Raw genomic sequence first — 25,135 nt, 5'->3', positions numbered from 1 at the left:
TGATCAGCAACAATAAACAGAGCCGAAAATGAGCAAACAAACTCTTACCCAACTAGAACAACACGAACTATTTTTAACTCGCCACATTGGTCCTAATGCTGAGCAACAACAGCTGATGCTTAACGAGGTGGGCGCAGAATCACTCGACGACCTTATGGAGCAAATTGTTCCTGAAAATATTCGTTTAGGTCGCGAACTGAATGTCGGACGCTCAAATGACGAAGCGGAAGGATTAGCCTATATTCGTGGTGTAGCTGACAAAAACCAAGTATTCAAAAGCTACATCGGCATGGGCTACTACCCAACCACAGTACCAAACGTCATTTTAAGAAACGTATTTGAAAATCCGGGTTGGTACACCGCTTACACACCTTACCAGCCAGAGATCGCTCAAGGTCGTCTAGAAGCTATCCTTAACTTCCAGCACCTTTCGATGGATCTAACTGGTCTAGACTTAGCTTCAGCATCATTGCTTGATGAAGCAACAGCAGCAGCTGAAGCCATGGCGCTAGCAAAACGGGTATCTAAAGCTAAAAAAGCCAACATCTTCTTTGTTGCCGATGATGTGTTCCCACAAACCATCGACGTAGTAAAAACTCGTGCTGAGTGCTTTGGTTTTGAAGTTATCGTGGGTCCAGCGGAAGAAGCGGTAAATTACGAACTGTTTGGTGCGCTATTCCAGTACACCAATAAATTAGGTCAAATTAATGACCACAGTGAACTGTTTGTAGAGCTAAAAGCCAAAAAAGCGATTGTGACGCTAGCGGCTGATATCATGTCACTGGTTCTGCTTAAATCACCAGCTGCATTAGGTGCTGACGTAGTATTTGGTAGTGCGCAACGCTTTGGTGTTCCAATGGGTTATGGTGGTCCTCACGCGGCATTCTTCGCCACTCGTGACGCTTACAAACGCTCTATGCCGGGTCGTATCATTGGTGTTTCTCAAGATACTCGTGGCAACCGTGCTCTACGTATGGCGATGCAAACTCGTGAGCAACATATCCGCCGTGAAAAAGCGAACTCGAACATCTGTACAGCACAGGTACTGTTAGCCAATATGGCTTCGTTCTATGCAGTATTCCACGGTCCACAAGGTCTTAAAACCATTGCTAGCCGTATTAACCGCATGACTGATATTCTAGCGGCTGGTCTAAAAGCCAAAGGGTTAAACACCTTAAATGACACTTGGTTTGATACGGTTAGCTTTGAATCTTCAGAACTCGAAGCCATCAAAGCTCGCGCTCTTGCTGCGCAAACAAACCTACGTTACGACAGTGACACTCAGTTTGGTATCAGCTTAGATGAAACCACCACTCGTGATGATATCACTCAACTATTTGACATCATTTTAGGTGAAGGTCATGGTTTAGATGTTGAAGCCTTAGATACGCAAGTAACTGAAACCTCTTCAATCCCAGCAAACCTAGAACGTGATGATGAAATCCTAACGCACCCAACCTTTAACCGTTACCACAGCGAAACGGAAATGATGCGTTATATCAAGCGTCTTGAAAACAAAGATTTAGCCTTGAACCACTCAATGATTTCACTTGGTTCATGCACCATGAAGCTCAACGCTGTTGCTGAAATGCTGCCTGTTAGCTGGCCTGAATTTGCTAACATGCATCCATTCTGCCCATTAGATCAAGCTCAAGGTTACACTCAGCAGATCAATGAGCTATCTGACTGGTTAGTGGATATCACAGGTTATGATGCCGTATGTATGCAGCCTAACTCTGGCGCTCAGGGTGAATATGCTGGCTTATTAGCGATTCAAAAGTACCATGAGTCTCGTGGCGAAGGTCATCGTAATGTGTGCTTAATCCCTCAATCTGCCCACGGAACTAACCCTGCATCCGCTCAACTAGCAGGAATGAAAGTCGTGGTTACCGCTTGTGATAAAGACGGAAACGTTGATTTAGAAGATTTACGAGCGAAAGCGCAAGAGCTAGCTGATAGCCTATCTTGCATTATGATCACCTACCCTTCTACCCACGGTGTATACGAAGAAACGGTTAAAGAGATCTGTGAAATCATCCACCAGCATGGCGGTCAAGTTTACCTAGACGGTGCAAACATGAATGCTCAGGTTGGTATTACCTCACCGGGCTTTATTGGTGCTGACGTATCTCACCTGAACCTACACAAAACTTTCGCTATTCCACACGGTGGCGGCGGTCCAGGTATGGGACCAATCGGCGTAAAAGCCCATCTTGCTCCATTCGTTGCGGGTCACTCTCTGGTTAAACCGGGTCGTGAAAGTGACAACAATGGAGCAGTATCTGCGGCTCCTTACGGTAGTGCGAGCATTTTACCGATTTCGTACATGTACATTCGTTTACTAGGCAGCAAAGGTCTAAAACAATCGACTCAAATTGCTATTTTGAACGCTAACTATGTAACGAAAAAGCTAGCTGAACATTACCCAGTACTTTATACAGGTCGTAACGACCGAGTGGCTCACGAATGTATTATCGACTTGCGCCCACTAAAAGAAAGCTCTGGTGTAACCGAAATGGATATCGCTAAGCGTCTAAATGACTACGGTTTCCACGCGCCAACCATGAGCTTCCCTGTTGCTGGAACCCTAATGGTTGAACCGACAGAGTCTGAGTCTAAAGTTGAATTAGATCGCTTCGTTGAAGCTATGGTGAACATTCGCAAGGAAATTGCTCAAGTTGAAGCAGGTGAATTCCCAGCGGATAACAACCCACTAAGCAATGCACCGCATACATTAGAAGACATCATGGATGCTGAGTTTGACTCACGTCCTTATAGCCGTGAGCTTGCAGTGTTCCCAACAGATGCCGTTAAGGCTAACAAGTTTTGGCCAACGGTAAATCGTATTGATGATGTATTTGGCGACCGCAACTTGTTCTGTGCTTGTGTACCGATGGAAGCGTATGAGTAAGAAATTACTCATTGGAGATCTTTAATTCAATTTGTGAATTAAAACTATTAAGCGAACCTAAGTTGGTTCGCTTTTTTATATTTGATCCAATTGGAGAATATAAGTAACTAGCCCATAACTAGAACCTAAATATATCTGTCAATGTGAGACTCAAAGCGTTCGAAATCATTCTCAACATTGGCATTTTTCATTACATCAAAAGCTGAAAATGTCGCTAGCGGTTCAATACCGAAAAACTTGAAGTTCATATGCATTGGGAAGAGTAAATCATCCACTGATTTGCCTTCAAAGAAATCATTCTCATTGTTAAAGGCTTCTTCAGGGGCGTTAAACGTAAGAGACATCATGTATTTTTTCCCTTTTAAAGTGCCGCCTTGACCATAGTTTTCTTTCGGTGCTTCGGCTGTTCTCCCATCTCCATTACATAACGCTCCCCCCATACCTGCGGTATAGACTTCATCCATGTACTTTTTAAACATCCAAGTAACGCCCATCCAATTGACAGGCGTTTGTAAAATTACGATATCAGCCCACTGATGATTTTCGAGTTCTTGTTCAACATTAATTTGCTCAGACATCGTCACAATACGTGTTTGATGCCCCTTTCTCTCCAAAATATCTCTAGCCTTTTTTACTAAAGTCGCATTCAATCGACCTTCTGAGAATGGGTATGGTTGATGTCCGTTTATGATTAAAATATTACTCATGTAGTACCTCGAATGTTAAACTCAATTAAGATTGCGGTTTATTTTAGTAACCTAAAAACATCAATCAACCAGTATACTTTTAGTAACCTACTCGTTATTGGCAGCTTATTTATGAAAAGTTCAATAAAAACAGATAGCAAAGGACGAAAAAAAGTTTTAAATGTTTGCGATGAACCTTGTGCAATCGAAAAGGGGATGCGCATCATAGGTGGAAAATGGAAAGGTTCAATTATCTACCATTTGAAAGATGAGCCCGTTCGATTTAATGACCTAGCAAGAATGCTGGGCGGTGCAAGTAAGAAGATGGTCGACCAAAGGTTGAAGGAGTTAGAAATTCAAGGAATGGTAATTAGGAAAGTCATCAATGAGAGACCTATTGCTGTAACTTATGAACTCACAGAACTCGGGCGCTCCGCTTTGAGTATTCTTGACCAGTTAAGAGAGTGGTCAGAATCAAATAATATAGAGTTAAATGCAAATAGCCTCTGAAATATAAATATTCCAAGGTAGATGAAATTAAAAAAGCGAACTTAAAGTGGGCTCGCTTTTTATATCCATAAAAAGCTTGTGAGGTTACCTCAAATCTTCAATCACTATCCCATCATTGTTCAGTGAATTAGGTGGGAAGAACTGAATATCGCCAGTGAGCTTGGTTATACGCTTAATAGACTCGGCAATATACGTTGGCTCTGGCGCGCTACCGCTATATTCACAGTGCAGAGACATTACATCATTGTGATTTTCCCGCTCGATGATAAGCCTTGCTTTTGTGATTTCAGGAAACTCAGCGATCACTTCTTGCACTTGACTTGGGTGAACGAACAAACCTTTTACCTTAACCGTTTGGTCAGCTCTGCCCATCCAGCCCTTGATGCGTAAATTACTTCTACCACAAGAGGTTACTCCCGTATAAAACGCGCTTAGATCGCCTGTAGCAAATCGAATCAATGGGTACTTGTCATTAAGAACAGTCACCACTAACTCCCCAACTTCATTAGGTTCAGTAACAGGTTGTGACGTTCCCGGTTTTACAATTTCGACAATGATATCTTCGGCTACGACCCAGCCTTCACCATAATTTGCCTCGTAAGCGATCAGACCAACATCAGCCGTAGCATAAGCTTGGTGAACTTTAATGCCGTGCTCTAAGAATTTAGTTCTTAACTCATCTGATAACGCTTCACCAGAAACTAAAGCCTTACTGATGCTCCACTCAACGCCTTTTTCCTTGGCTTTATCTAAAAGAATATTCAAAAAGCTGGGCGTACCGCTGTATCCAGTAGGTTGTAATTGCGAAATAATATGCAACTGCTGTTCAGTTTGTCCGGGACCCGCAGGGATCACGCTGCAACCACAAGCTCGGGCACCTGAATCCATAATAAAACCGCCAGGAGTCATATGATAAGACAAACAGTTAAGCACAATGTCGCCTTTTCTAAAGCCTGCAGCATGGAAAGCATGTGACATGCGCCACCAGTCACCACTGTCCATAGCTCCTTCATAAATGTTACCCGGTGATTGGAAAATTCGATCAACTACCGAACTTCCAATAACCAAACCTCCTAACGGTGGATTTTCAGCTTGGAGCTGGGATATTGAAGACTTTCTCAATATTGGTAATGACGATAAAGAATCTCTGGAAAAATTACTACCTACTGAGATTTCAGCCAAAGCCTGCTGATAATAGTCAGAGTCTTGCTTTAAGCTTGTCAGTAACGTGCTCAAACGCTTAAATAACAATTGCTCACGCTTATCTTGTGGCAGAGATTCCTTCTCTAGAGTGGTAAGTAAATTCTTGTCGATATTGGACTCAGAATACGGCATATCAACCTCCTATAACCAACGTTTACGGCGTTTGTAAGACTTGAGATTTTTAAAACTTTTACGCTCTTCGTTTCCACCACCTAAGTAGAACTCTTTTACGTCTTCATTATTGAGTAGCTGCTCACGAGTTCCATCGAGTACGATTTTTCCTGACTCCATGATGTAACCATAATGAGCCGCTTTTAATGCGTAGTTGGCGTTTTGCTCAACCAAAAGCATGGTGATCCCTTGCTCACGGTTAATTTTTTCAATAATGCCAAACACTTCTTTTACTAATAATGGCGATAAACCCATGGATGGTTCATCAAGACAAATCATTTTCGGACGTGCCATTAATGCACGACCGATAGCCAACATTTGTTGTTCACCACCAGAAAGATATCCTGCTAATCCCGTTCTTTCTTTTAAGCGAGGGAAATAGCTGAACACCATTTCAATGTCTTGATTAATTTGGTTATCACTACGGGTATAAGCACCTAGTCTAAGGTTTTCTACCACAGTCATATCTTCAATAATGCGTCGACCCTCCATCACCTGAAATAGCCCAGAGCTTACGATTTCAGCGGCATTGGCATTATCAATTCGCTTACCTAAAAAACTGATATCGCCTTTGGTCACTTCACCGTTTTCCGTTTTTAATAAACCTGAAATGGATTTCAGTGTTGTCGATTTACCCGCACCATTGGGACCGAGTAAGGTAACGATGCTGCCTTTAGGCACATCAATACTTACCCCTCTTAATACCTGAATCACATCGTCATAAACCACTTCAATGTTATTGATGGACAGGACAACCTCTTCAGGATTGATAACTTCAGCAGCATTACTCATAACTCACCTTCCTGTGATTAAGCTTTATCAATTTACATAGCAACAATTAATAAAACCTATAACAGCTATTCTTTAAACGACTCATTTGCTCTATTTGAGAGTGTTAGAACAGTCAAAACTACCGATGAGAGCAATATTGCATTAAGCCAACCGTCCGTTACAGGATGTAACGGTCGTCAGTACATGGACGTACGCTTCTGTTGGCGTATGCAATATTGCTCGGTATTTCTAGCAAGACTGCACTCACATTAGAAATTAATAACCTAACCAATCCGCTCGACGCTCAAGGCTGACGGTATCCACTTGCTCGATAGATACATTGCCCTTGTCGAAGTTACCTTTATAAATATTAACTTCTGCAATACCGCGGTGATCATCATCTTTCCAAGTTGCTGGTAAGCACACGCCTTCAAGTCCTTTCGGTACCCAGTTTTGAGTCGCGTACATGCCTTTCTTCACGTTCTTACCTGTAATCCCGCCATTGTCTTTCGCCCACTCCATTGCCTCTTTCATGTAGTACGCTGAGCAAACACCACGGATGTAGTGATGTGGACGTGATTTAGTACCACTTGAATCCGACATCTTAGAAATGTTTTTAACCAGCTTCATGCCATCTACATTCGAATCCCAGAATGGTGTCATGGTTGGGAAAATGTAATCTTTCACGCCCTCACCAATCGCTTCAAAAATCTTGCGATCACCACCCCAGATATTCGACATAAACTGAATATCGGTACCGACCGTATTACAAGACTTAATCAATGACATTACTGAGCCACCAAGGTTGCCGATGTAACCATAATGAGTGCCAGAGCTCTTAAGACTCAAACATTGAGCTTTAAAGTCACCCGGCTTCATTGAAATAACCACTGATGGCTGAACATCAAAACCTAACTCAGTTGCATATTCTGCACAGGCGGCTTTAGGTGCATTTGGGAAAGGATGGTTCGCACCAATATGAGTAAACTTAGGCTTTCCTTTGCTTCCTTTTGTCTTCCAGTCTTTTGCTGCCCACTGTACGAGTGCACGGCAAGAATCAGAATAAGAAGCACCGTAGAAGAAGTTATATGGCGCAGGCTTTTTAGTATGTGGATTCTTACCTTTAGGATCGGTTAAGTGACCAGAATAGGATGCTGAGTAAACCGGAATTTTATCGCGAGCAACAAACGAGATAAGCGCTTCAGTATCTGCCGTTCCCCAACCTTGCATGGCAACCATCTTTTTACGACTCTTCCACTTTTTGTAAGAAGCAATTGCTTGAGGCACTTTATAAGCATAATCAATAGTTTCAAACTCAAGACCAGTACCTTTAATACCGCCGTTGGCATTGATGTATGCCATCGCATCTCTAACACCATCAGCATATTCTTTACCAACGAATGCCGTAGGACCAGACATATCCGCAAGGTGACCAACAAACACTTTGTCTTGTTTTGCTGCGGCAGAGTTTGCTGCCATCAGCGAAACTGCTGATAATGTCGCCAGAGTTAGTTTTGATAATTTCATAGTTTTATTCCTTGTTATTGATACCTTTCCATCTGTGAACTCTTCCGAAGTATCTAAGGAGCAATAGTGTGAACGCCAACAGAAGCGCACGTCCATGTGCTGACGTCCGTGACGTCCTGTCACGGACGGTTGTCTTATCACACTATTTCTCCTCTCTGTATTGATTCAATATTTCTGTAAGTTACACATTAGATTGATACTTATTTCAATTACGCAAAACGTCTTTAATATGCGAATGGGTAACTCTTCCAATAGTTTTTAATTTGATTCCAACGGTGCGCTAATCCTTCTGGTTCAAAGATAAGGAACAGGATGATCACAAGACCAATTGCCATTTCTTTAATGTAAGCCAGACCGTCAACCAACATAGGGTGTGCACCAATTGATGTGTCTTTAATGACTGATACACTGGCTTCCATGGCTTCTGGCAATAGCACCATAAACACCACGCCCATTAGCGTTCCTTTGATAGAGCCAAGACCACCAATAATGACCATGGCAAGGAACTGAATAGACATAAAGATAGTGAATCCTTCGGCAGACACATAGCCAAGATAGTGAGCGTAAAGCGCGCCACCAATACCGGCATAGAAGGACGAAATACCGAATGAAAGTAGACGATACTTGTTAAGCTTCACGCCCATGATCTCTGCACTTAGGTAATGGTCACGTACTGCAACGAACGCACGACCATCTCGTGTTCTCATTAGGTTACAGCCCCAAATGAACATGAACACGAGTGCGAATAAGGCCACGTAATAGAAACTTTCATCGGTATCAAAAGCAAAACCAAAGATGTTGATTGGCTCTGCCAATGAGCCAGCGGCACCGCCCGAGAACCACTCCGCACGTCCAAAGAAGTCTTCAATGATAAATTGAGCCGCAAGGGTTGCGATGGCTAAGTACAAACCTTTAATTCTCGCAGCAGGCATACCAAACATCATGCCCACAGCCATAGTTAAAAAGCCTGCCAGTGGAATACAAAACACCACAGGAATATTGAATTGCGTGTTTAACCAAGCCGAAGCAAAGGCACCAAAACCAAAGAATGCACCGTGTCCTAACGAGATTTGTCCAGTAAAGCCGACCAGAATGTTTAAGCCTAATGCTGCAATACCCAAGTAAGACACTTGAATAAACAGCGTTAAATAATAAGCATCCAAAATAAACGGAGCAAAACATGCAAAGGCAATCGCTAAAATTGCAAACCAGCGTATGGTCTTGGTTTCAAAGATTGTCGTGTCTTGCTTATAACTGGTTCTGAAGTCACCACACGGGCGCATAGTTACACTTGTTGACATAGTAGTTTTTCTCCCTAACCTAAATCAGTCAGTTAAGGGTGTTCATAGGCGTAGAGAAAAGGGCTGATAGCAAGGCTTGAATTGCAGCAAGTAGTTACTCTACTTGCACCTCTTGTTACGTACTTAGTCGTAACGCAGCTAGCAGCTATTTTATCCAGCGTATGAACACACAGCATCTCCGAATGAGTTAGTCATACATCAATTTTTTTCAATTTTTAAATCAGTTTTTACAATGCATAAATGCGTTTAATTGGCTGATTTAGGTTAAATGCGTTCAATGTCTTTAGTGCCAAATAGGCCATATGGTTTAAACCAAAGGATGATCAGCAATACATAAAATGGGGCAATGTCGTACATGTTGCCTATGTGCAAGAATTGGCTGTCGAAGAACTCAGCTAAGTTTTCCAACACACCTATGGTCAAGCCACCGACAATCGCACCGACAATAGAATCTAATCCCCCCAAAATGACAGCAGGGAATACTTTAATTCCCATCACAGACAGTGAATCAGAAACTCCGTTAACCATGCCCATAACGACACCTGCAGTTGCTGAAACAGTCGCGGCAATTCCCCAGCTCATGGCAAATACTTGCTTAACTGAGATCCCTAAACTTTGTGCAGCTTGCTGATCAAACGCTGTTGCTCGCATTGCTAAGCCATGCTTGGAGTGTTTAAAGAACAGGTAGAAGCCAATCATAATAAGCACCGCAATCACCATACTCATCAGATAAGCTGGTTCAATACTCATACCCATGATATCGACAGAATTAGCTTCGAATACTTTTGGATAACTCTGAGGTGCGACACCGAAAATCCATTTGGTTAGCGCTTGGAAGAAAATCGATAGACCAATGGTCACCATGATCACTGAGATAATAGGCTCACCAATCATCGGGCGCAGAACTATGAGCTGTAAAAGCACACCGAATATCGCCATAAATATCATGGTAAATATGAAGCCCAAGAAGAATGGGATCTGCATATAGACTAAGAATGCCCAACAAACCCAAGCACCGAGTAATAAGAACTCACCTTGAGCAAAGTTCACAATTTGGGTTGATTTGTACACCAGAACGAAACACATGCCGACAACGCCATATAGCAAGCCAACAATCAGCCCATTGGTGATCAGTTGAAGTAATAAATCTGTATTCATGATGCTTTCCTCGTTACTTCTTCACTGTCAGTGACAATAGGTTGCTCAACTACGTTGACCACATCAGCCACTTTAAGCTGAGTTTGGACACGAGTTTTACTGCCGTCTTGGAAGGTGATCATGGTGTCGACATCCACATGCTCAGCCCCACCATAAATAGACTCAATGATGTCGTGATATTTTTCTGCAACTACACCACGACGAACTTTTCGAGTACGAGTAAGCTCGCCATCATCGGCATCCAGCTCTTTATAAAGCAGCACAAACTTGCAGATCTTCTGAGCGTCAGGCAGCGACTCATTCACCTTTTCTACCTCTTGCTGAAGTTTTTCGTACACTTCAGGCAGAGTCGAAAGATTGGTGTAGTTGGTAAACGCATAGCCTTGCTGCTCAGCCCATTTAGAAACGATGCTGTAACGAATACACAATATTGCAGATAGATATGGGCGGTCTTTTCCAAGGATCACCGCTTCACCAATAAAGGATGAAAACTTAAGTTTGTTTTCAATGTACTGAGGTGAGAACTGCAAACCGTGACTGGTTTTGGCTAAGTCTTTAATCCGGTCGATAACCACTAAGTGACCGTTTTCTTTTATGTAGCCCGCGTCACCAGTGTGCATCCAGCCATCTTTGACGTCTTCTTCAAACGCTTCTTCATTCTCTAGGTATCCCGTGAACATACCAGCCGTTTGAGAAATCACTTCACCCAAGCCTTGTTCATCAGCATTAATCACTTTGACTTTGGCGGTATCAAATGCCACACCTACGGAGTCATAATCAATGTCATTTCCCTTATGAATGGTGTAAGCACCTGCCATTTCGGTTTGACCATAAAGCTGTCTTAACGGCACGCCGATAGATTGGAAAAAACGGAAAGTATCAGGCCCCATCGCGGCACCACCAGTTGCCGCCGAGGTTAAGAACGTGAACCCAAGCCTGTCACGCAAGGCTTTATTAAGAATAAGCTCAGCCCAGAATGACTTTTTACCTTGATCGAGCGCTTTACCTGAAAGCTTTAAGGCAAAATCAAACAACCAGCGTTTAAGTGGCGTTGAGTCCATCATTCGTGCTTGAACGTCGGCTAAAATGCCTTCCCACACTCGTGGAGCAAGCAGTACAAAGCTAGGGCCAATTTCACGTAGATCCGCCATCATGGTTTCTTGTTCTTCAACAAAGTTGACGATTTGACGAGAAATCAATGACTGACCAACCGCATAGACCTGCTCCATGATCCAAGGCATTGGCAACACAGAAACATAATTATCACCTGGCTGACGAGGATCGGCACGAAGATAAGAACAACAATGCTCGATAAAGCGTCCACTGTTGAGTAATACGATTTTGGGTTTAGAGGTGGTACCTGAAGTCGTGCAGTAGATTGAAGCATCAAGAGGATCGGTTGCATCTACCATTTGATCATAGACTTCATGATGCATGGATTCGTATTCACGCCCCATGCGATAAAGATCTTCAACATCAATCAGGCGTTTATCATCGTATTTGCGCATCCCTTTAGGGTCGCAATACACGATAAACTCAACACTTGGGATCTCGTCGCCAAGCTCCAGCAGTTTATCGCATTGCTCTTCGTCTTCCGCAATAACCACTTTGGCTTTACTTAAATTGAGCAAGTAAGCCACTTCTTCATGCATGGAGTCTTGATAAATACCTAATGAATGTCCGCTTAAGGTATGAGCCGCTACTTCGCCCCAGATCCATTCAGGGCGATTTTCACCTAGCAGAGCAATAGTTTCACCTTTGCCAATCCCAAGGTGAGTTAGACCAAGCGTCATCCATTGAACGCGATGCTGATAATCGAGCCAAGTGAATTCGTTCCAAATCCCAAACTCTTTTTCACGCATGGCAATGTCATTCGGCCAATGCAAAGCGTTATAGCGAAGTATCTTCGGGAAGGTATTTAATAAGGAGATGTATTTACTGTGATCGTTCAACATTAGCTTGCCTCCTCTAATTCATCTTCAATGCCAAGGTAAGCTTGCTTAACATGTGGGTCGGCCATTACCGCATCAGGTAAATCGCAAATGAGCTTTTTACCAAAATCCAGCACCATCACTTGGTGGGAGATATCCATTACAACGCCCATATCATGCTCAATCATCACAATGGTGACGCCAAATTCTTCATTAAGATCGAGGATATAGCGTGCCATATCTTCTTTTTCTTCAAGGTTCATGCCTGCCATAGGCTCATCAAGAAGGATTAGTTTAGGGTTAAGCGCCATAGCACGAGCAAGCTCTACTCGTTTGCGTAAACCATAAGAAAGCGTCCCAGCGATAGATTTACGCACGTGAGTAATTTCAAGAAAATCGATAATTCGCTCAACTTCTTTACGGTGTTCTAGTTCTTCTTTTTGTGCCTTTGATGCCCAGTACAAAGGTCCCGTGAACCAGTTATTGTTCATAAGGTGGTGTCTGCCCACCATGATGTTATCCAATACCGTCATATGCCCAAACAAAGCGAGGTTTTGGAATGTTCGACCTATGCCTAAGTCTGCGCGATCATTAGGTTTTAAATGGGTAACACGCTTGCCATCAAAATGAATTTCACCTGCATTTGGTTGATAACGACCTGAAATACAATTCAGCATGGACGTTTTACCCGCCCCGTTAGGGCCGATAATCGAAAAAACAGAACCTCTTGGTACATCAAAACTGACATCGGTAAGTGCTTTAACACCACCAAAAGCAAGGGAAATGTTTTCGACTTGTAATATTGATTCAGACATAGGAACACCTTTTATCAAATCGAAAAAGCAGTGAGCGGCAACTGTGGAGAACGAGCTGCCGCCACTGAAAAGTTACAACGTATAGCGGAGGGAAAGTTGACTGTAGAATGAATCTGCATCTGAAGCGTTTTTCTGATCCATCATAAATTGACCGACCTCAAAACCGACAGCAAGGTTCTTAGTAACATCTTTAAAGACGTTAACGCCCCACTGACTGCGTTCTATATCAGATACATCTGTTTGAATGTTGCCGTAGAAGAACGAGCTTCTTGTTTTGTCTGACCAGAAATGGCGATAAGCAACAAGGTAAGAAGTCACTTCCTCTACCTTTTCACCCACCATATCTTGTGCCGCAGCAACACCGATATAACGACCTAATTCACCGTAGTGAACTTGGAACTTAAGATCGTCTTTATCGAATAAATTAATTTTACCGGCGATAGAACCACCCACGGCGCTATTTTTCTGGCCCGTTTTCGATACTAATTGACGACCAAGAGCCGAGAACGAAACCGTACCCCAGTCACCTTTTAAGTCATATCGACCAACGACATCTGGCATGGTTTCGTCACCGCCGCCACCGCCAAACGTCTCTGGGTTTTCTAGAGCGACTTTAAAACCACCCATGCTGTAGCGGATCTGACCTTGACGAATAAACGCCAAGCCCACGGTTGCACCAGCAAAGTCTGCCGTTTCAGGAATGGCAGAGGTATTCATAAAGGTTGTCCATGTTTGACCAACCGTAAAATCTTTATATTTAATGAAGGCGTGACGAATACGCGGATGAGCCGAGTTCGATACAATTTGATTACCGCCACCACCAAGGAAATCCATTTCGATGAAACCCGTTACATCACCATGCACATATTTTGTGTTAAAGCGTGTTTCGTTAGCGAAGATTTTGAACTGATTTTGAGATTTAGGTAGAACAGTACCAGTACCAATCCAAAAATCTCGATAAGCGATATCACCGCTGACAAAACGTGAGTCAACTTTGATATAACCACCAAACGAGATACTGCTTTTATCGTTGATATCAATTTTGTATGCGGCATTGGCGGTTCCTGCTGCCAAAATAGATGCCGATAATAAGGCGAGTTTTATGGTTTTCATTTTATGGTCTTCCCTTTTTATTGATTGACCATACATTGAGCAATTTTCAAGTTACAAACAATTAACAATAAGTCTTAAGACTTTAGTCGTAGATCCATTTATCTTTTCAATTGCTGCTATTTTGATGCGCTGAATATAGTGATACTGTGTTGAAAAATATAAAGATAAATTGGTAGAAAAGGATGTTTCCAAACGGGCTATTGATTATCGTTTGTATCGGCTATGCAGGCTTGCTGTGTGCCTTAGCTTTTTGGGGTTACCGTTACAAGCATAAACTGTCCTGCTTTCAACAACGATTAATTTATACCTTATCAATCGGCGTATACTGCACATCGTGGGGCTTTTTAGGCACCGCTGGTCAAGCGTCAGAAAATGCTTATTCTTTTTTACCCGTCTACATTGCGCCCTTTTTACTGATTTTATTTGGTTGGACTTTCATTCAAAAAATCATCGGCATCAGTTTAAAACTTAACGTTACCTCTATCGCCGATTTACTCGCCAACCGATTTGGAAAATCCCGTAACCTTGCGATTTTAGTCACGTTAATGGTTTTAGTCGGCACCATGCCTTATATGGCACTGCAAATTAAAGCCATTGTCAGCTCTTACACGCTACTAAGGCAGGATAACATTCTTCCTATTGGGCTTATTGGGTTAATTGTCACCACCATTTTGGCCGCCTTTAGTATCACTTTTGGTGTTAGAAGCATTGATATTAACGAGCGTCACATCGGGTTAATCATCGCTATCGCTTTTGAATCTCTGTTAAAACTATTTGCCTTCTTATTAATTGGTGTATTCGTCAGTTTTTATTTGTACGACTCACCGCTACAGTTGTGGCAACTCGCCGAGCAAAACCAGCCGAGCTCAACCGATTTCAAAGCGATAGATTTTATCGGATTAATGCTCATTGTGTTTGCCGCATTCTTGTGCATGCCTCGTCAATTTCAAACCATGATTGTGGAAGTAAGAGACATAAAGACAACCCAGTACGCTCGCTGGTTATTTCCAATCTACATTTTGATATTTGCTGTATTTGCTATTCCATTAGGCCAAGCCGGAAAGCTGTTGTTTAGTGACTCACTAAGCTCTGATGCTTATGTATTGTTTCTTCCTGCTTTACTGGGTCATGATTGGTTAAGTCTATTTGGCTTTCTAGGCTCAATTTCTGCTGCCAGTGCCATGGTGATCATAACCTCTATTGCCATCAGTACCATGCTGAGTAATGAGATCATTTTTCCAAGCCTGTTTGCCAGAAAGGGATTAAAAGAAACCAATGTCGAACAATTCAAAAATACCTTCTTACGAGTAAGAAAGCTGATTGTTACCGCTATTTTTGGATTAAGCTTTTGGATGTTTTGTATTGCCCCGTCCGACACGTTATCGGTATTGGGTGAAGTATCATTTGGGGCGATAGCTCAAATTGGTCCAGCGTTTTACGCAACGTTTTTTTGGCGAAGAGGCAACCTCAACGGTGCACTTTATGGTATGACAACTGGCTTTGCGATTTGGTTGGTATTGAATTTATTGCCTGCTTTAGGGGTTTATGAACATCTGTTTTCGTCTCTCGATTATAACCAAACCACAATCGCGACTCTCATTGCTCTGTCTGCCAATATCAGCGTTATGATTTTACTGTCTTACCTCACAAGACATTCGGTTCAAGAGCAAATTCAGCTGGAGCATTTCTTTCCCAGAACAACCGATATAGGCAATAACGAACCCAATGTTAAGAAGGTTGATCTAAGTGAGTTATTAGCGCTTTTAAATCAATTTGTCGGTGATGAAAAACGCAAGCAATCCGAACTTGAATTTCAAATATTGGCGAGCCAGATCAAAGATAAACAGCAATTAAACCGAGCTTATATTTCCCACACTGAAACGCTTCTCGCCAGTGTTATGGGTTCGAGTTCTGCTAAGTTAGTGCTCACCCTTATACTAGAAGGAAGACAGCTCGATTTTTCTGAAATGGCAGAGTTTGTTCAACAGGCATCCGATCAACAACAGCAGTTTAGTCAAAACGTACTGCAAGCCGCCATTGATAATGCCAACGACGGCATTTCCGTTATCAACAAAAACCTCGAGCTTGTGGCTTGGAATAAAGCTTACGTCGATTTATTTAACTATCCCAGTGAATTCTTGTATGTCGGCTATCCGGTATCTGAATTAGTTCGCTATAATTTGTTGCACCACAGTAAAGTTCCCGCCAGTGAAGTTGATAAGCAGGTGCAAAAGCGTATCGATTTTATCAAGCAAGGCTCGATGCATAATACTGAGCGAACTTTGAGTAATGGCAAAACCATTCGGATCAGAGGTAATGTGATCCCGGGCGGTGGCTTTGTGATGTCATTTACTGATGTCACCTTATATAGAGAAGCCGAAGCTTTATTGCGTGAAGAAAAACAAGATCTGCAATCTAGAGTTGTGGCAAGAACGGGAGAGCTGGAAGCTTCTAATCACGCCTTAGCTGAGTCAAATAGAGAGTTGGCGAAAGCCAACGAGAAAATCCACCATTCACACATACAAAAAAGCCAATTTTTAAAAGCTTGCAGCCATGATTTATTACAACCCATTGCAGCAGCAAAGTTATTTTGTGCCAGCCTACATGATCAACAGAACCTTAGTTCAGTGCAACAACAAACCATTGAACATATTGATGCTTCTTTAAGTCATGCCAACGATTTGATTAAAGATCTCAATGAAATAACCTTGATTGAATCAGGGGGAATTACACCAGAGAAAACCGCTTTTTCTTTGCAATCGTTGTTTGATGAATTAACCACAGAATTTGAGGTTTTGTGCCATCAAGCCAATATCCACTTTACCAGTGTTTCGACCAAACTTTGGATTGAATCTGATAAAAAGCTCTTACGTCGTATATTACAAAACTTTTTATCTAACGCCTGCCGCTATGCTCCAAATACAAGACTGTTATTGGGCTGTAGACATTATAACGATCAGATTTCGATTCAAGTGATTGACACGGGACCGGGTATTCCCTGTGATAAGCAAGATTTGATTTTTCAACAATTCACCCAATTAAAAACAAAACAATCATCTGCAAATGGCTTAGGGTTAGGGCTAAATATCGCGCTTAATCTCGCTAATTTGATGCAGCATCCACTCACACTAAAATCAGACGTGGGTGAAGGTTCTAATTTTAGTATTCTTGTTCCAAGGGCTGTAGAACAACAAAATTCAAGACCACTATTTTCACCTGCAATGAACTTAGATGGGCTACATATTTTATGTATTGATAACGAAATAGAACTGACAAATGCAATGTCTGAGCTTCTGACTAACTGGGGATGCAAAGTCTACGTAGCTAACACGCCAGAACAAGCGTTTATTCATGTCGAGAATCATCAGGATTTTATCGATATTATGCTGGTGGACTATCAGTTAGAAGACAATATCAACGGCATAGATTTGATGGTTGATATCCAGCAGCAGGTGCCAATTCCTGGAATATTGATCACCGCGACTCTAGATAAAGATTTGGACACTTTGGCTCGTAAACATGGATTTGGCTTTTTAACTAAAGCGCTTAAACCCATCCAATTACAAACCATGATCAATACCATGATCACCCAGAGATTTACCAAAACGTATGCTGACGTTGATAGGTGCTAAGCCGTAACCCCTAATTCATTTTGCATGATGATCACAGCTTGTGTTCGAGTATTCACGCCCAATTTTTGATAAATCGCTGTCGCGTGGGCTTTCACGGTTGCCTCAGATAAACCTAATTCAAACGCCACTTGTTTATTGAGCATCCCTTTGGCAAACATGGCTAAGATCTTATGCTGCCTAGGCGTTAAGTTCGCAAGTTTGCTCGTACATTGACTATCGTTCTGATACTGCTCAGGAAGCCAAACATTACCTTTTAGAACACTTTTTAAAGCTTGAACCATTTGTTCAACACTTGCAGATTTGGGTAAAAAACCTGATGCACCAAGCTTGATGGCTTGTTGAATAGTATTATCGTCTTCTTGTCCAGAAATCACCACAACAGCAACACTTGGGTAATCAAACTTTAAACTCACCAGAGTTTCAAAGCCTTGGCTATCAGGTAGGTTAAGATCGAGGAGAATGAGATCGGGTTGTGATTTTTTCAGTTTAGAGGAAAGTTCCGCGATGGACTCAGCTTCATCAACACTAATTTTAGACTGCTCATTATTCAACTTTTGAGCAAGTACACTTGAAAGAGCCTGCCGAAAGAGCGGATGATCGTCCACCAAAATACATGAATATGAAGAAGCCATCATTTCACCTTGTTATTATGATGTAACAATATTATCTGGCTTGTAAATTTTTACAATAGTTTGAATCAAAGATCTGGCTCTCTTTCTCTTAAAAAGCTCGCGAATCTAGGTGTCTGCTTTTGGGTAAACCCATAATATTTGTAAGTAATGATTGAACCAATCTTGGGGGGATTTTTTCGCTGTTGATTTGAAAAGCCAGAGCCAATTTTAAAGCGCTTACCGTTTGGCATTTCAACTAATATGGCTCCCATCATACCTTTGAACTTTCCCTTTCCTTCAATATGAGCTACCACTTTGGCTTCCGCGTCAGAATACAGCTTCAACTTCATTAAATCAGGATTGCGCCCATTTTTATATAAACTCGACTTTTTATGGAGCATCAAGCCTTCTGCACCATGGCTAACCATGACATTAAGTGCGTCATCCAGTTGTTGTTCCGTTTCAAATGAAGTTTGCTCGATAATAACTAAATGAGGACTAAGGTTGGATAAATTAGCGATAGCGTATTGATAACGTTCTTCAAAGGTACCTTTATGATTTGGTACATCATATACCATGAATCGTACCTGTTTCCAATCTGACGCTGACGTCTTTTGAGTCCTGACTAAAGCTGAAATTTGTTCAAACTTTTTTCTAGCAATCCAAAGTTCACCATCTAAGGGCTCTTTGGGAAAATTACGAGTAAATTCTGACGGCAGATTAATTAAGTTTCCCGCACGAGTCCACATTTGCGTGCCATCCCAACGCCCCCTTACGCCATCGTATTTTTCACTGACTAAATATTCTGAAACAGGCGCTGTTAATTTGAATTTGCTGGCGAGTTGTAGCCCTTTCGCGGAAACAAAAGAGTTAAAAAATAACAAAAGTACTTGAGTAAAAACAAAGTAGATAATGGATTTGGTATTGGGTTTCATCAGTAGCATCCATGCTTAGTTAACCCAACTAATTTGCTGATTTAATAGCCAAGTGTCAAGTCACGATTCGCTTCCTGATTAATCAGTAGAACAAACAACTGAGTCTTTACACTGACATTTACGATAGTTAGCAAGATGAGAGCCCGCGACAATAAGCGCTCCTATCAATGTAAATACTTTTTCGAATGTCTCCGAGAATAAGTCGTGTCCGAAGACTGCGGTAAAGACTAATATCAATAAGCCGAATAAACCGACTAATGGGATCACTTTAGTGTTATGCACTTTATAACCGCGATACAAAGCAAATAAACTGAACGGTACTACCGCAGCTAGCATCCAAACATGAAATGCTTCATCCCCCATAGGCAGGGCTACTAAGGTTGGAAACAACAGCAATAAAAAAGGTAAGAACAAACAGTGGCATGCACATAATAATGATAAGGCAATAGAAGCTTTATCTGACGTAGATTGAAAGCTATTCATTTGAGAAATGACCTAATGTTAAAGTGAGTTGATTTGAATCCAGTTAAAGAAAGCTAAGGCGTGGCCTAGTCAAGCTCACTAATAATTGAAACAACAATTGTTACGTTATAACATTAAATCGTATGAGTTGAAAGAATTACTTTCTCGAAATAAAGATCAGTTAGCTACTGCTATGAGGTATTTTTCTAGTTCAGGGTTTTCTATTCCCATCACACCACGTTTGATATTGAAAATCAGGTTTTCAGATTTGAGCCTGCGAAGCGCATTATTAATGCTACTTTTAGTGACACTAACACTGTCGTCCAGCAGCATAAGTTTGACGTTTCTGCTCCCTTTTTCAGTATAGAAATTCTTGCCATTACCTCTAGCGATGAGAAGTAATACCGCTTTATCAAGTGCAGGGAGCTGCTCAAACAGGTCTTGAAACTCTTGGGGGTGAGATTGAGCTACCAAGTCAAAGCGTTTCATAGCTTCAGAAAAGTCATAAACTTGATTGAGCACCATTTGCTGTAATAACTCAACAAACCGAGCGGGCTCACGGTGTTGTTCGATTAAAGTATTGAGCGCATCCTCTTTATTAAGTTCGACACCATTGGTTATCTTATTCACAACACCAAGTTCAAACTCTACGAACTTTTCATCTAAAGCAGGAAAGTCCAAGGACTGTGCTGAGTTATAAAATGGTGCCTTAGTATGACGAAACAGCTTTTCTAACCCTTCGCGACTAGAGCCAGTAAAAATGCCTTTCACTAAATCATCTCCACGATTAACCATGAACGATCTCAAAGCGGCAGTGAAATTCTCAAATTCTTTGCGAGTGGCTAAATGCTGCACTTCGTCAAGACAAAGCAAAATTGGCATATTCAATTTATTCAGCAGCTCGAAGGCATCAAACAATTGATATGGGCTTTGCTCTGGCTTGGCTTCAAGCCCGATATCTACACTTGCCTTAGATAAGCTCACACCAATCTTATTAGGCTTAAAAATATCAGTAACTTTTGATAGCCAACTTTTTCGTTCTTCAATGGCACGAATAACAGATTGGATAAACACCGCTTCTGGGTTGTCTTTGTCTTGCCAAAAGTCGACATAGACAACGAAAATACCTTTGCTTTCACAAAGCGGCATCACATCACGTTGAATAAATTGAGTCTTACCGCGCTTTCTAGGTGCAAAAATGGTCACTCTTGAGAGTAAACCACCATGCATGGCATTAAGAATATGCTCCGCATAGTCAGTACGTGGAAAATGCCAGTTCATAGTGGTTACCCTTTTTCGTAAAGTTTCGTATTAATTTTAACCAAAAACTAAGTTTCAGTAAATAATTTACTAAAATGTAAATTTTTAGTTGATATAAAACTGAAACTTACTTATTAGTGACTTTACGTGATCAGCAACAACTCGTTTTGTCACAGCAACCATTTTGTACGTCATCATTATCTTTGCTTAAAAACGTATTCGTTAAGTAAAAACCAACAAACTTTTCGTCAAAGTCTTCAGATACTGTTTTCTCTGCAATACCGATTTCCATTAGTGCAACTTGCCAAGCTTGAACCTTAGGCAATCCACACAGTAAATCACATCCAGTTTGCTGCTTAACTATGTAGGCTCTATGTAAAAGAGGCAGCCAAGCAATATCAACATTACTCAACTTATCAGACTTAAAGAACTTAGTTTTGCCAGACAGTTGTTGCTCCGCCTTTGTAAAAACAGCATATAACTTAGTGTTACGCTGCTCAAAGGTCTCTTGGTCTTTACTGCTCATAGTGCTGCATTGGGTTAAGTAGTGTTTAGAACCAAGATAACTCCAAGCTCTATCTAACGCTCGCTGCTCATTCGTGACACCCGTTTCGAGTGCTCCGTATTCATCTTCTATGTATTCGATAATGGCATCTGACTCAAATAGTGGGATTCCGTTTTCAGTGATCATCACAGGTACTTGTCCATTAGGGGAAACATCTAAAAACCATTGTGGTTTATCTTTCAATCTGATGTATTCAATTTCGTAAGGAATGCTCTTTGCTTCAAGCGAAGCAGTGACTCGTTGAACAAAAGGACAGATTTTGAAGCTAACGATTTTAATCATAATGACTCTCATCTTGATTTAATTTACCTATAAGACGAGTCTCGATTAAAAAAGACGAAATATTATTGAAGTAACCTCTACATAAACTTTCTAGCTACTATGGCAGTCAAATCAAACAAGTAAGAGTAATAGCGTGATAAGACAACCGTCCGTGACAGGACGTCACGGTCGTGAGCACATGGATGTGCTTTCTGTTGGTGTTCACGTTGTTACTCTTTAACTATTTCCGGATTCACATAAGAAATTTTAGACAACAAAAAAGCGAACTCGAAAGTTCGCTTTTCTCATTCAAACCACCAGATTATGGAGTGTAGAAAGTTGGAGATTCAGGTCCAACTGGTAAACCGAATGCGAATACCCAAATGTAGAAGAGTGCGATCCAGCCGATTAAGAAAGTGATACTGTATGGCAGCATGGTGGCAATCAAAGTACCGATCCCCATGTCTTTCTTATACTTGGTAGCAACCGCCAAAATCAAACCAAAGTAGCTCATCATTGGCGTGATCAAGTTCGTTACTGAATCACCGATACGGTAAGCGGCTTGAATAGTTTCAGGCGCATAGCCAATCAACATCAACATTGGAACAAAGATAGGCGCAGTCGCAGCCCACTGTGCAGAAGCGGAACCAAGGCACAGGTTAATGAATGCACACATTAGAATGAACAGTACAAATACTTCAGGGCCAGTCATATGCAGCGCTTGAAGCAATTCTGCACCGTTAATTGCTAAAATAGTACCTAAGTTAGTCCACTTGAAGAACGCCACAAATTGAGCAGCAAAGAACACCAATACAATGTATAAGCTCAATGAACCCATGCTCTTGCTCATAGCATTAATCACATCGGTATCACGCTTCATGGTACCAACCACTTTACCGTACACGAAGCCTGGGATTGCAAATACGATAAAGATCATCACAACAATCCCTTTCAGGAATGGAGAGCCCGCAATCGCACCAGTTTCTGGGTGACGTAAAATACCGTTTTCAGGAATGATGGTTAATGCCAATAATGAAGCTATAGCAAGAATACTCACACCCGCCCACTTAAGACCTTTCACTTCAAGCGCGCTTAGGTGTTCAATGTTAGTTTCAACTTTCTCGCTGGCTTCTGATTCGTCATATTTACCGAGTCTTGGTTCTACCACTTTTTCAGTAATGATGGTGCCCAAACCTGCAATTAAGAAGGTCGATGCAATCATAAAGAACCAGTTAGCTTCAGGGCCGACTTCATAAGTAGGATCAATCAGCTGAGCTGCAGCAGTTGTAATACCTGAAAGTAATGGGTCGATGGTACCTAAGAATAAGTTGGCACTATAACCACCCGATACACCAGCAAACGCAGCAGCAAGACCAGCAAGAGGATGACGTCCAAGACTGTGGAAGATCATCGCTGCTAATGGAATCAGCACCACGTAACCAAGCTCTGATGCGGTATTAGATAGAATTGCCGCAAATACCACAGTGAAAGTGACTAAACGCTTTGATGCGCCCATTACCATGCCACGAAGCGCCGCCGATAACATACCTGAATGCTCAGCAACACTCACACCTAGTAAGGCAACCAATACAGTACCTAATGGCGCAAAGTTGGTGAAGTTAGTGACCAAGCCTTGGAAAATACGCTGCAAGCCTTCAGCAGACATTAAGCTGACTACATGGATAACTCCGTCAGGAGCACGACTTGGTGAGCCAACAGGTCTTGGATCAACGGCACTTAGTCCAAAAAAATCTGCCACACCACTGAATACAATGATGAACAAACACAGCATTGCAAATAAAGTGACGGGATGAGGAAGAAGGTTACCTAAAAATTCAACCGCTGATAAGAATCGGTTAAACCATGAATTTTTTTGTATTGGTGGTTTAATATTCGATGTCATAATTATCTTTCTTGTAGTCGCTACCCTAAAACTTTTGAATCAAAGCTGAGTGAAAAACACTGCAACACACATTCAAAAGAATCGCTTTCCATAAGCGAATTATTATCAATTCTGGCAAGTATAACGTTACGCCATTATAACTTCACCAAATATTGCGCTAACTTCCCAACGAGAGATTAGGGGCTGTTTATCTTTCGAGATAATTTTTGCAGCGATAAATTGGTTATTTTATGCAAGGCGGAGCTTGTGAAGTGTGGTTGCTTCACATGAACAAGCGATAACGCAGCAGAAATGACCAATTTACGCTGTCTTCGATGCTTTTGAGCGCTTCCTGTTCTGTGTTGTGAGCAATTTACTTAGAATGCTAAGCCTCATTACTCACGCCTTGAAAAAAAAAGCGCTCAAATAGCACAAAATTTCATCCTGAAAGATACCCCCCCTAACAGGGCTGACTGTTTACAAAGCCAAAAATAAGGCTTTACTCTCCTCTTCATTTTTAATTACATTGATAAAAACCATATCAAGCTAAGTGAGATTGAGGGAATAATGTCGAAAATATTAGTGTCTACCCATTGGTTGGAAAAAAACCTAAACCAAGAAAATTTAGTGTTACTTGATGCCAGTATGAATAACGTTGTAGGCAAAACACCAATTAAATATGATGAAAAAATTTACCTCCCAAATGCACAAGAATTAGAGCTTGAAGTACAACTTTGTGATCTTGATACCGACTCTCCAAATGCTTTTCCAACTGAATCTCAATTTACCCAAATGTGTCAACGACACGGAATTAATTCAGATAGCTTAGTCGTGCTTTACGATAACCAAGGCATATACTCCGCACCACGGGCGTGGTGGATTTTTAAAGCGATGGGGTTTGACAATGTACTCGTGCTAGATGGAGGTCTACCCAAATGGTTAGCCGAAAATCGACCAACGGTAAAAACTCCAGCGGCCGCAACTCATTCAGGTACATTCAAATCGAATTTTCAGCCAAGCTTAATATGTAATGCTCAACAAGTTTTAGACAATATCAATAATTCCAACATTCAGGTGTTAGACGCTCGCGGCAAAGCTCGATTTTATGGCGAAACGCCTGAACCAAGAGCAGGAATGCGAGCAGGGCATATTCCTAATTCCATCAATTTACCTTTTCCTCAGGTGCTTGATGGTGATGTTTTTAAGCCTGAATCCGAATTAAAAACTCTATTCTCAGAAATCATTAACGAAAATCAGCAATTTATCTTTTCCTGCGGCTCAGGGATCACCGCATGCATTATTTTGATGGCCGCGAGAATCGCTGGTTACTCTGATATTCAACTGTACGACGGCTCTTGGGCTGAATGGGGCGCGAATCCAGAACTGCCCATTGTATAGTTGATTTGTCATCTATACTGAAACGGTTATTC

Annotated in this window: 19 protein-coding genes; 4 read left to right on the top strand and 15 right to left on the bottom strand. The window is 41.6% G+C overall.

Translation table 11 applies throughout. The annotated features are described in order from the left end of the window. Positions 1-28 precede the first annotated feature (28 nt). Positions 29-2,911, top strand: a complete 2,883-nt coding sequence (gene gcvP, locus E2H97_RS04970; protein WP_133406117.1) for an aminomethyl-transferring glycine dehydrogenase — start codon at positions 29-31, stop codon at positions 2,909-2,911. Between the two features lie 125 nt (positions 2,912-3,036). Here gcvP and E2H97_RS04965 read toward each other — a convergent pair whose 3' ends face one another. Beyond that, a complete protein-coding gene (locus tag E2H97_RS04965) occupies positions 3,037-3,618 on the bottom strand; it encodes an NAD(P)H-dependent oxidoreductase (RefSeq protein WP_133406116.1) in 582 nt (193 codons plus the stop codon). Positions 3,619-3,729: 111 nt separating this feature from the next. Between E2H97_RS04965 and E2H97_RS04960 the strand changes: the two genes are divergently transcribed. After that, the gene (locus tag E2H97_RS04960) at positions 3,730-4,107 is read left to right on the top strand and encodes a winged helix-turn-helix transcriptional regulator (protein WP_133408573.1); all 378 of its coding nucleotides are present in this window, start codon (positions 3,730-3,732) and stop codon (positions 4,105-4,107) included. 84 nt (positions 4,108-4,191) lie between these two features. On the opposite strand, the gene E2H97_RS04955 is transcribed toward E2H97_RS04960, so the two are convergent. From E2H97_RS04955 to E2H97_RS04920, 8 genes are all read right to left on the bottom strand, one after another. Then, positions 4,192-5,442 carry a phenylacetate--CoA ligase family protein gene (locus tag E2H97_RS04955; protein WP_133406115.1) on the bottom strand — a complete coding sequence of 417 codons (1,251 nt, stop codon included), beginning with the start codon at positions 5,440-5,442 and terminating at the stop codon, positions 4,192-4,194. A 9-nt stretch (positions 5,443-5,451) separates the two neighbouring features. Continuing rightward, positions 5,452-6,273: an ABC transporter ATP-binding protein gene (locus tag E2H97_RS04950; protein ID WP_133406114.1), complete on the bottom strand. Its 822-nt coding sequence runs from the start codon at positions 6,271-6,273 to the stop codon at positions 5,452-5,454. A gap of 255 nt (positions 6,274-6,528) precedes the next feature. Then, the gene (locus E2H97_RS04945) at positions 6,529-7,731 is read right to left on the bottom strand and encodes an ABC transporter substrate-binding protein (RefSeq protein WP_170308360.1); all 1,203 of its coding nucleotides are present in this window, start codon (positions 7,729-7,731) and stop codon (positions 6,529-6,531) included. Positions 7,732-8,003: 272 nt separating this feature from the next. Further along, positions 8,004-9,080, bottom strand: a complete 1,077-nt coding sequence (locus E2H97_RS04940) for a branched-chain amino acid ABC transporter permease (protein ID WP_133406112.1) — start codon at positions 9,078-9,080, stop codon at positions 8,004-8,006. Positions 9,081-9,344: 264 nt separating this feature from the next. After that, positions 9,345-10,238, bottom strand: coding sequence for a branched-chain amino acid ABC transporter permease (locus E2H97_RS04935; RefSeq protein WP_133406111.1), 894 nt, complete (start codon positions 10,236-10,238; stop codon positions 9,345-9,347). Then, positions 10,235-12,193 carry a long-chain fatty acid--CoA ligase gene (locus E2H97_RS04930; RefSeq protein ID WP_133406110.1) on the bottom strand — a complete coding sequence of 653 codons (1,959 nt, stop codon included), beginning with the start codon at positions 12,191-12,193 and terminating at the stop codon, positions 10,235-10,237. The genes E2H97_RS04935 and E2H97_RS04930 overlap by 4 nt, the downstream gene beginning before the upstream one ends. Then, complete coding sequence (locus E2H97_RS04925) at positions 12,193-12,984, bottom strand: ABC transporter ATP-binding protein (protein WP_133406109.1); 792 nt, start codon at positions 12,982-12,984, stop codon at positions 12,193-12,195. The genes E2H97_RS04930 and E2H97_RS04925 overlap by 1 nt, the downstream gene beginning before the upstream one ends. Before the next feature lie 72 nt (positions 12,985-13,056). Beyond that, positions 13,057-14,097, bottom strand: a complete 1,041-nt coding sequence (locus E2H97_RS04920; RefSeq protein WP_133406108.1) for a DcaP family trimeric outer membrane transporter — start codon at positions 14,095-14,097, stop codon at positions 13,057-13,059. A 182-nt stretch (positions 14,098-14,279) separates the two neighbouring features. Here E2H97_RS04920 and E2H97_RS04915 point away from each other — a divergent pair, with 182 nt between their 5' ends. After that, positions 14,280-17,729: a hybrid sensor histidine kinase/response regulator gene (locus E2H97_RS04915; RefSeq protein ID WP_133406107.1), complete on the top strand. Its 3,450-nt coding sequence runs from the start codon at positions 14,280-14,282 to the stop codon at positions 17,727-17,729. Here the strand turns inward: E2H97_RS04915 and E2H97_RS04910 are convergent. From E2H97_RS04910 to E2H97_RS04885, 6 genes are all read right to left on the bottom strand, one after another. After that, positions 17,726-18,364: a response regulator gene (locus E2H97_RS04910; protein ID WP_133406106.1), complete on the bottom strand. Its 639-nt coding sequence runs from the start codon at positions 18,362-18,364 to the stop codon at positions 17,726-17,728. The two genes, E2H97_RS04915 and E2H97_RS04910, sit on opposite strands and share 4 nt — an antisense overlap. Positions 18,365-18,426: 62 nt before the next feature. Next, the gene (locus E2H97_RS04905; protein ID WP_133406105.1) at positions 18,427-19,275 is read right to left on the bottom strand and encodes a DNA ligase; all 849 of its coding nucleotides are present in this window, start codon (positions 19,273-19,275) and stop codon (positions 18,427-18,429) included. A 78-nt stretch (positions 19,276-19,353) separates the two neighbouring features. Next, on the bottom strand, positions 19,354-19,758 hold the full coding sequence (locus tag E2H97_RS04900; protein ID WP_133406104.1) for a MerC domain-containing protein: 405 nt from the start codon (positions 19,756-19,758) through the stop codon (positions 19,354-19,356). Between the two features lie 156 nt (positions 19,759-19,914). Continuing rightward, on the bottom strand, positions 19,915-21,018 hold the full coding sequence (locus E2H97_RS04895; RefSeq protein ID WP_133406103.1) for an ATP-binding protein: 1,104 nt from the start codon (positions 21,016-21,018) through the stop codon (positions 19,915-19,917). 130 nt (positions 21,019-21,148) lie between these two features. Further along, positions 21,149-21,844 carry a glutathione S-transferase family protein gene (locus E2H97_RS04890; protein WP_133406102.1) on the bottom strand — a complete coding sequence of 232 codons (696 nt, stop codon included), beginning with the start codon at positions 21,842-21,844 and terminating at the stop codon, positions 21,149-21,151. Positions 21,845-22,145: 301 nt separating this feature from the next. After that, positions 22,146-23,726: an AbgT family transporter gene (locus E2H97_RS04885; protein WP_133406101.1), complete on the bottom strand. Its 1,581-nt coding sequence runs from the start codon at positions 23,724-23,726 to the stop codon at positions 22,146-22,148. 546 nt (positions 23,727-24,272) lie between these two features. Between E2H97_RS04885 and E2H97_RS04880 the strand changes: the two genes are divergently transcribed. Further along, entirely contained in the window at positions 24,273-25,103 is an 831-nt protein-coding gene (locus tag E2H97_RS04880; protein ID WP_133406100.1) for a sulfurtransferase, read from the top strand. Positions 25,104-25,135 lie beyond the last annotated feature (32 nt).

The sequence above is a fragment of the Parashewanella tropica genome, assembly GCF_004358445.1.
GTDB lineage: Bacteria > Pseudomonadota > Gammaproteobacteria > Enterobacterales > Shewanellaceae > Parashewanella > Parashewanella tropica.
Note: the sequence above shows the minus strand (reverse complement) of the source record. Positions and strands in the feature narration are given on the sequence as shown.

Bases quoted from the DNA above. Each gene is read 5' to 3' on its own strand.
- E2H97_RS04945 (WP_170308360.1), bottom strand. From the start codon at position 7,731: ATGGCAGCAAACTCTGCCGCAGCAAAACAAGACAAAGTGTTTGTTGGT.
- E2H97_RS04905 (WP_133406105.1), bottom strand. From the start codon at position 19,275: ATGAAACCCAATACCAAATCCATTATCTACTTTGTTTTTACTCAAGTA.
- E2H97_RS04930 (WP_133406110.1), bottom strand. From the start codon at position 12,193: ATGTTGAACGATCACAGTAAATACATCTCCTTATTAAATACCTTCCCG.
- E2H97_RS04880 (WP_133406100.1), top strand. From the start codon at position 24,273: ATGTCGAAAATATTAGTGTCTACCCATTGGTTGGAAAAAAACCTAAAC.
- E2H97_RS04950 (WP_133406114.1), bottom strand. From the start codon at position 6,273: ATGAGTAATGCTGCTGAAGTTATCAATCCTGAAGAGGTTGTCCTGTCC.
- E2H97_RS04890 (WP_133406102.1), bottom strand. From the start codon at position 21,844: ATGATTAAAATCGTTAGCTTCAAAATCTGTCCTTTTGTTCAACGAGTC.
- E2H97_RS04920 (WP_133406108.1), bottom strand. From the start codon at position 14,097: ATGAAAACCATAAAACTCGCCTTATTATCGGCATCTATTTTGGCAGCA.
- E2H97_RS04935 (WP_133406111.1), bottom strand. From the start codon at position 10,238: ATGAATACAGATTTATTACTTCAACTGATCACCAATGGGCTGATTGTT.
- E2H97_RS04895 (WP_133406103.1), bottom strand. From the start codon at position 21,018: ATGAACTGGCATTTTCCACGTACTGACTATGCGGAGCATATTCTTAAT.
- E2H97_RS04940 (WP_133406112.1), bottom strand. From the start codon at position 9,080: ATGTCAACAAGTGTAACTATGCGCCCGTGTGGTGACTTCAGAACCAGT.
- E2H97_RS04925 (WP_133406109.1), bottom strand. From the start codon at position 12,984: ATGTCTGAATCAATATTACAAGTCGAAAACATTTCCCTTGCTTTTGGT.
- E2H97_RS04965 (WP_133406116.1), bottom strand. From the start codon at position 3,618: ATGAGTAATATTTTAATCATAAACGGACATCAACCATACCCATTCTCA.
- gcvP (WP_133406117.1), top strand. From the start codon at position 29: ATGAGCAAACAAACTCTTACCCAACTAGAACAACACGAACTATTTTTA.
- E2H97_RS04900 (WP_133406104.1), bottom strand. From the start codon at position 19,758: ATGAATAGCTTTCAATCTACGTCAGATAAAGCTTCTATTGCCTTATCA.
- E2H97_RS04960 (WP_133408573.1), top strand. From the start codon at position 3,730: ATGAAAAGTTCAATAAAAACAGATAGCAAAGGACGAAAAAAAGTTTTA.
- E2H97_RS04915 (WP_133406107.1), top strand. From the start codon at position 14,280: ATGTTTCCAAACGGGCTATTGATTATCGTTTGTATCGGCTATGCAGGC.
- E2H97_RS04955 (WP_133406115.1), bottom strand. From the start codon at position 5,442: ATGCCGTATTCTGAGTCCAATATCGACAAGAATTTACTTACCACTCTA.
- E2H97_RS04885 (WP_133406101.1), bottom strand. From the start codon at position 23,726: ATGACATCGAATATTAAACCACCAATACAAAAAAATTCATGGTTTAAC.
- E2H97_RS04910 (WP_133406106.1), bottom strand. From the start codon at position 18,364: ATGATGGCTTCTTCATATTCATGTATTTTGGTGGACGATCATCCGCTC.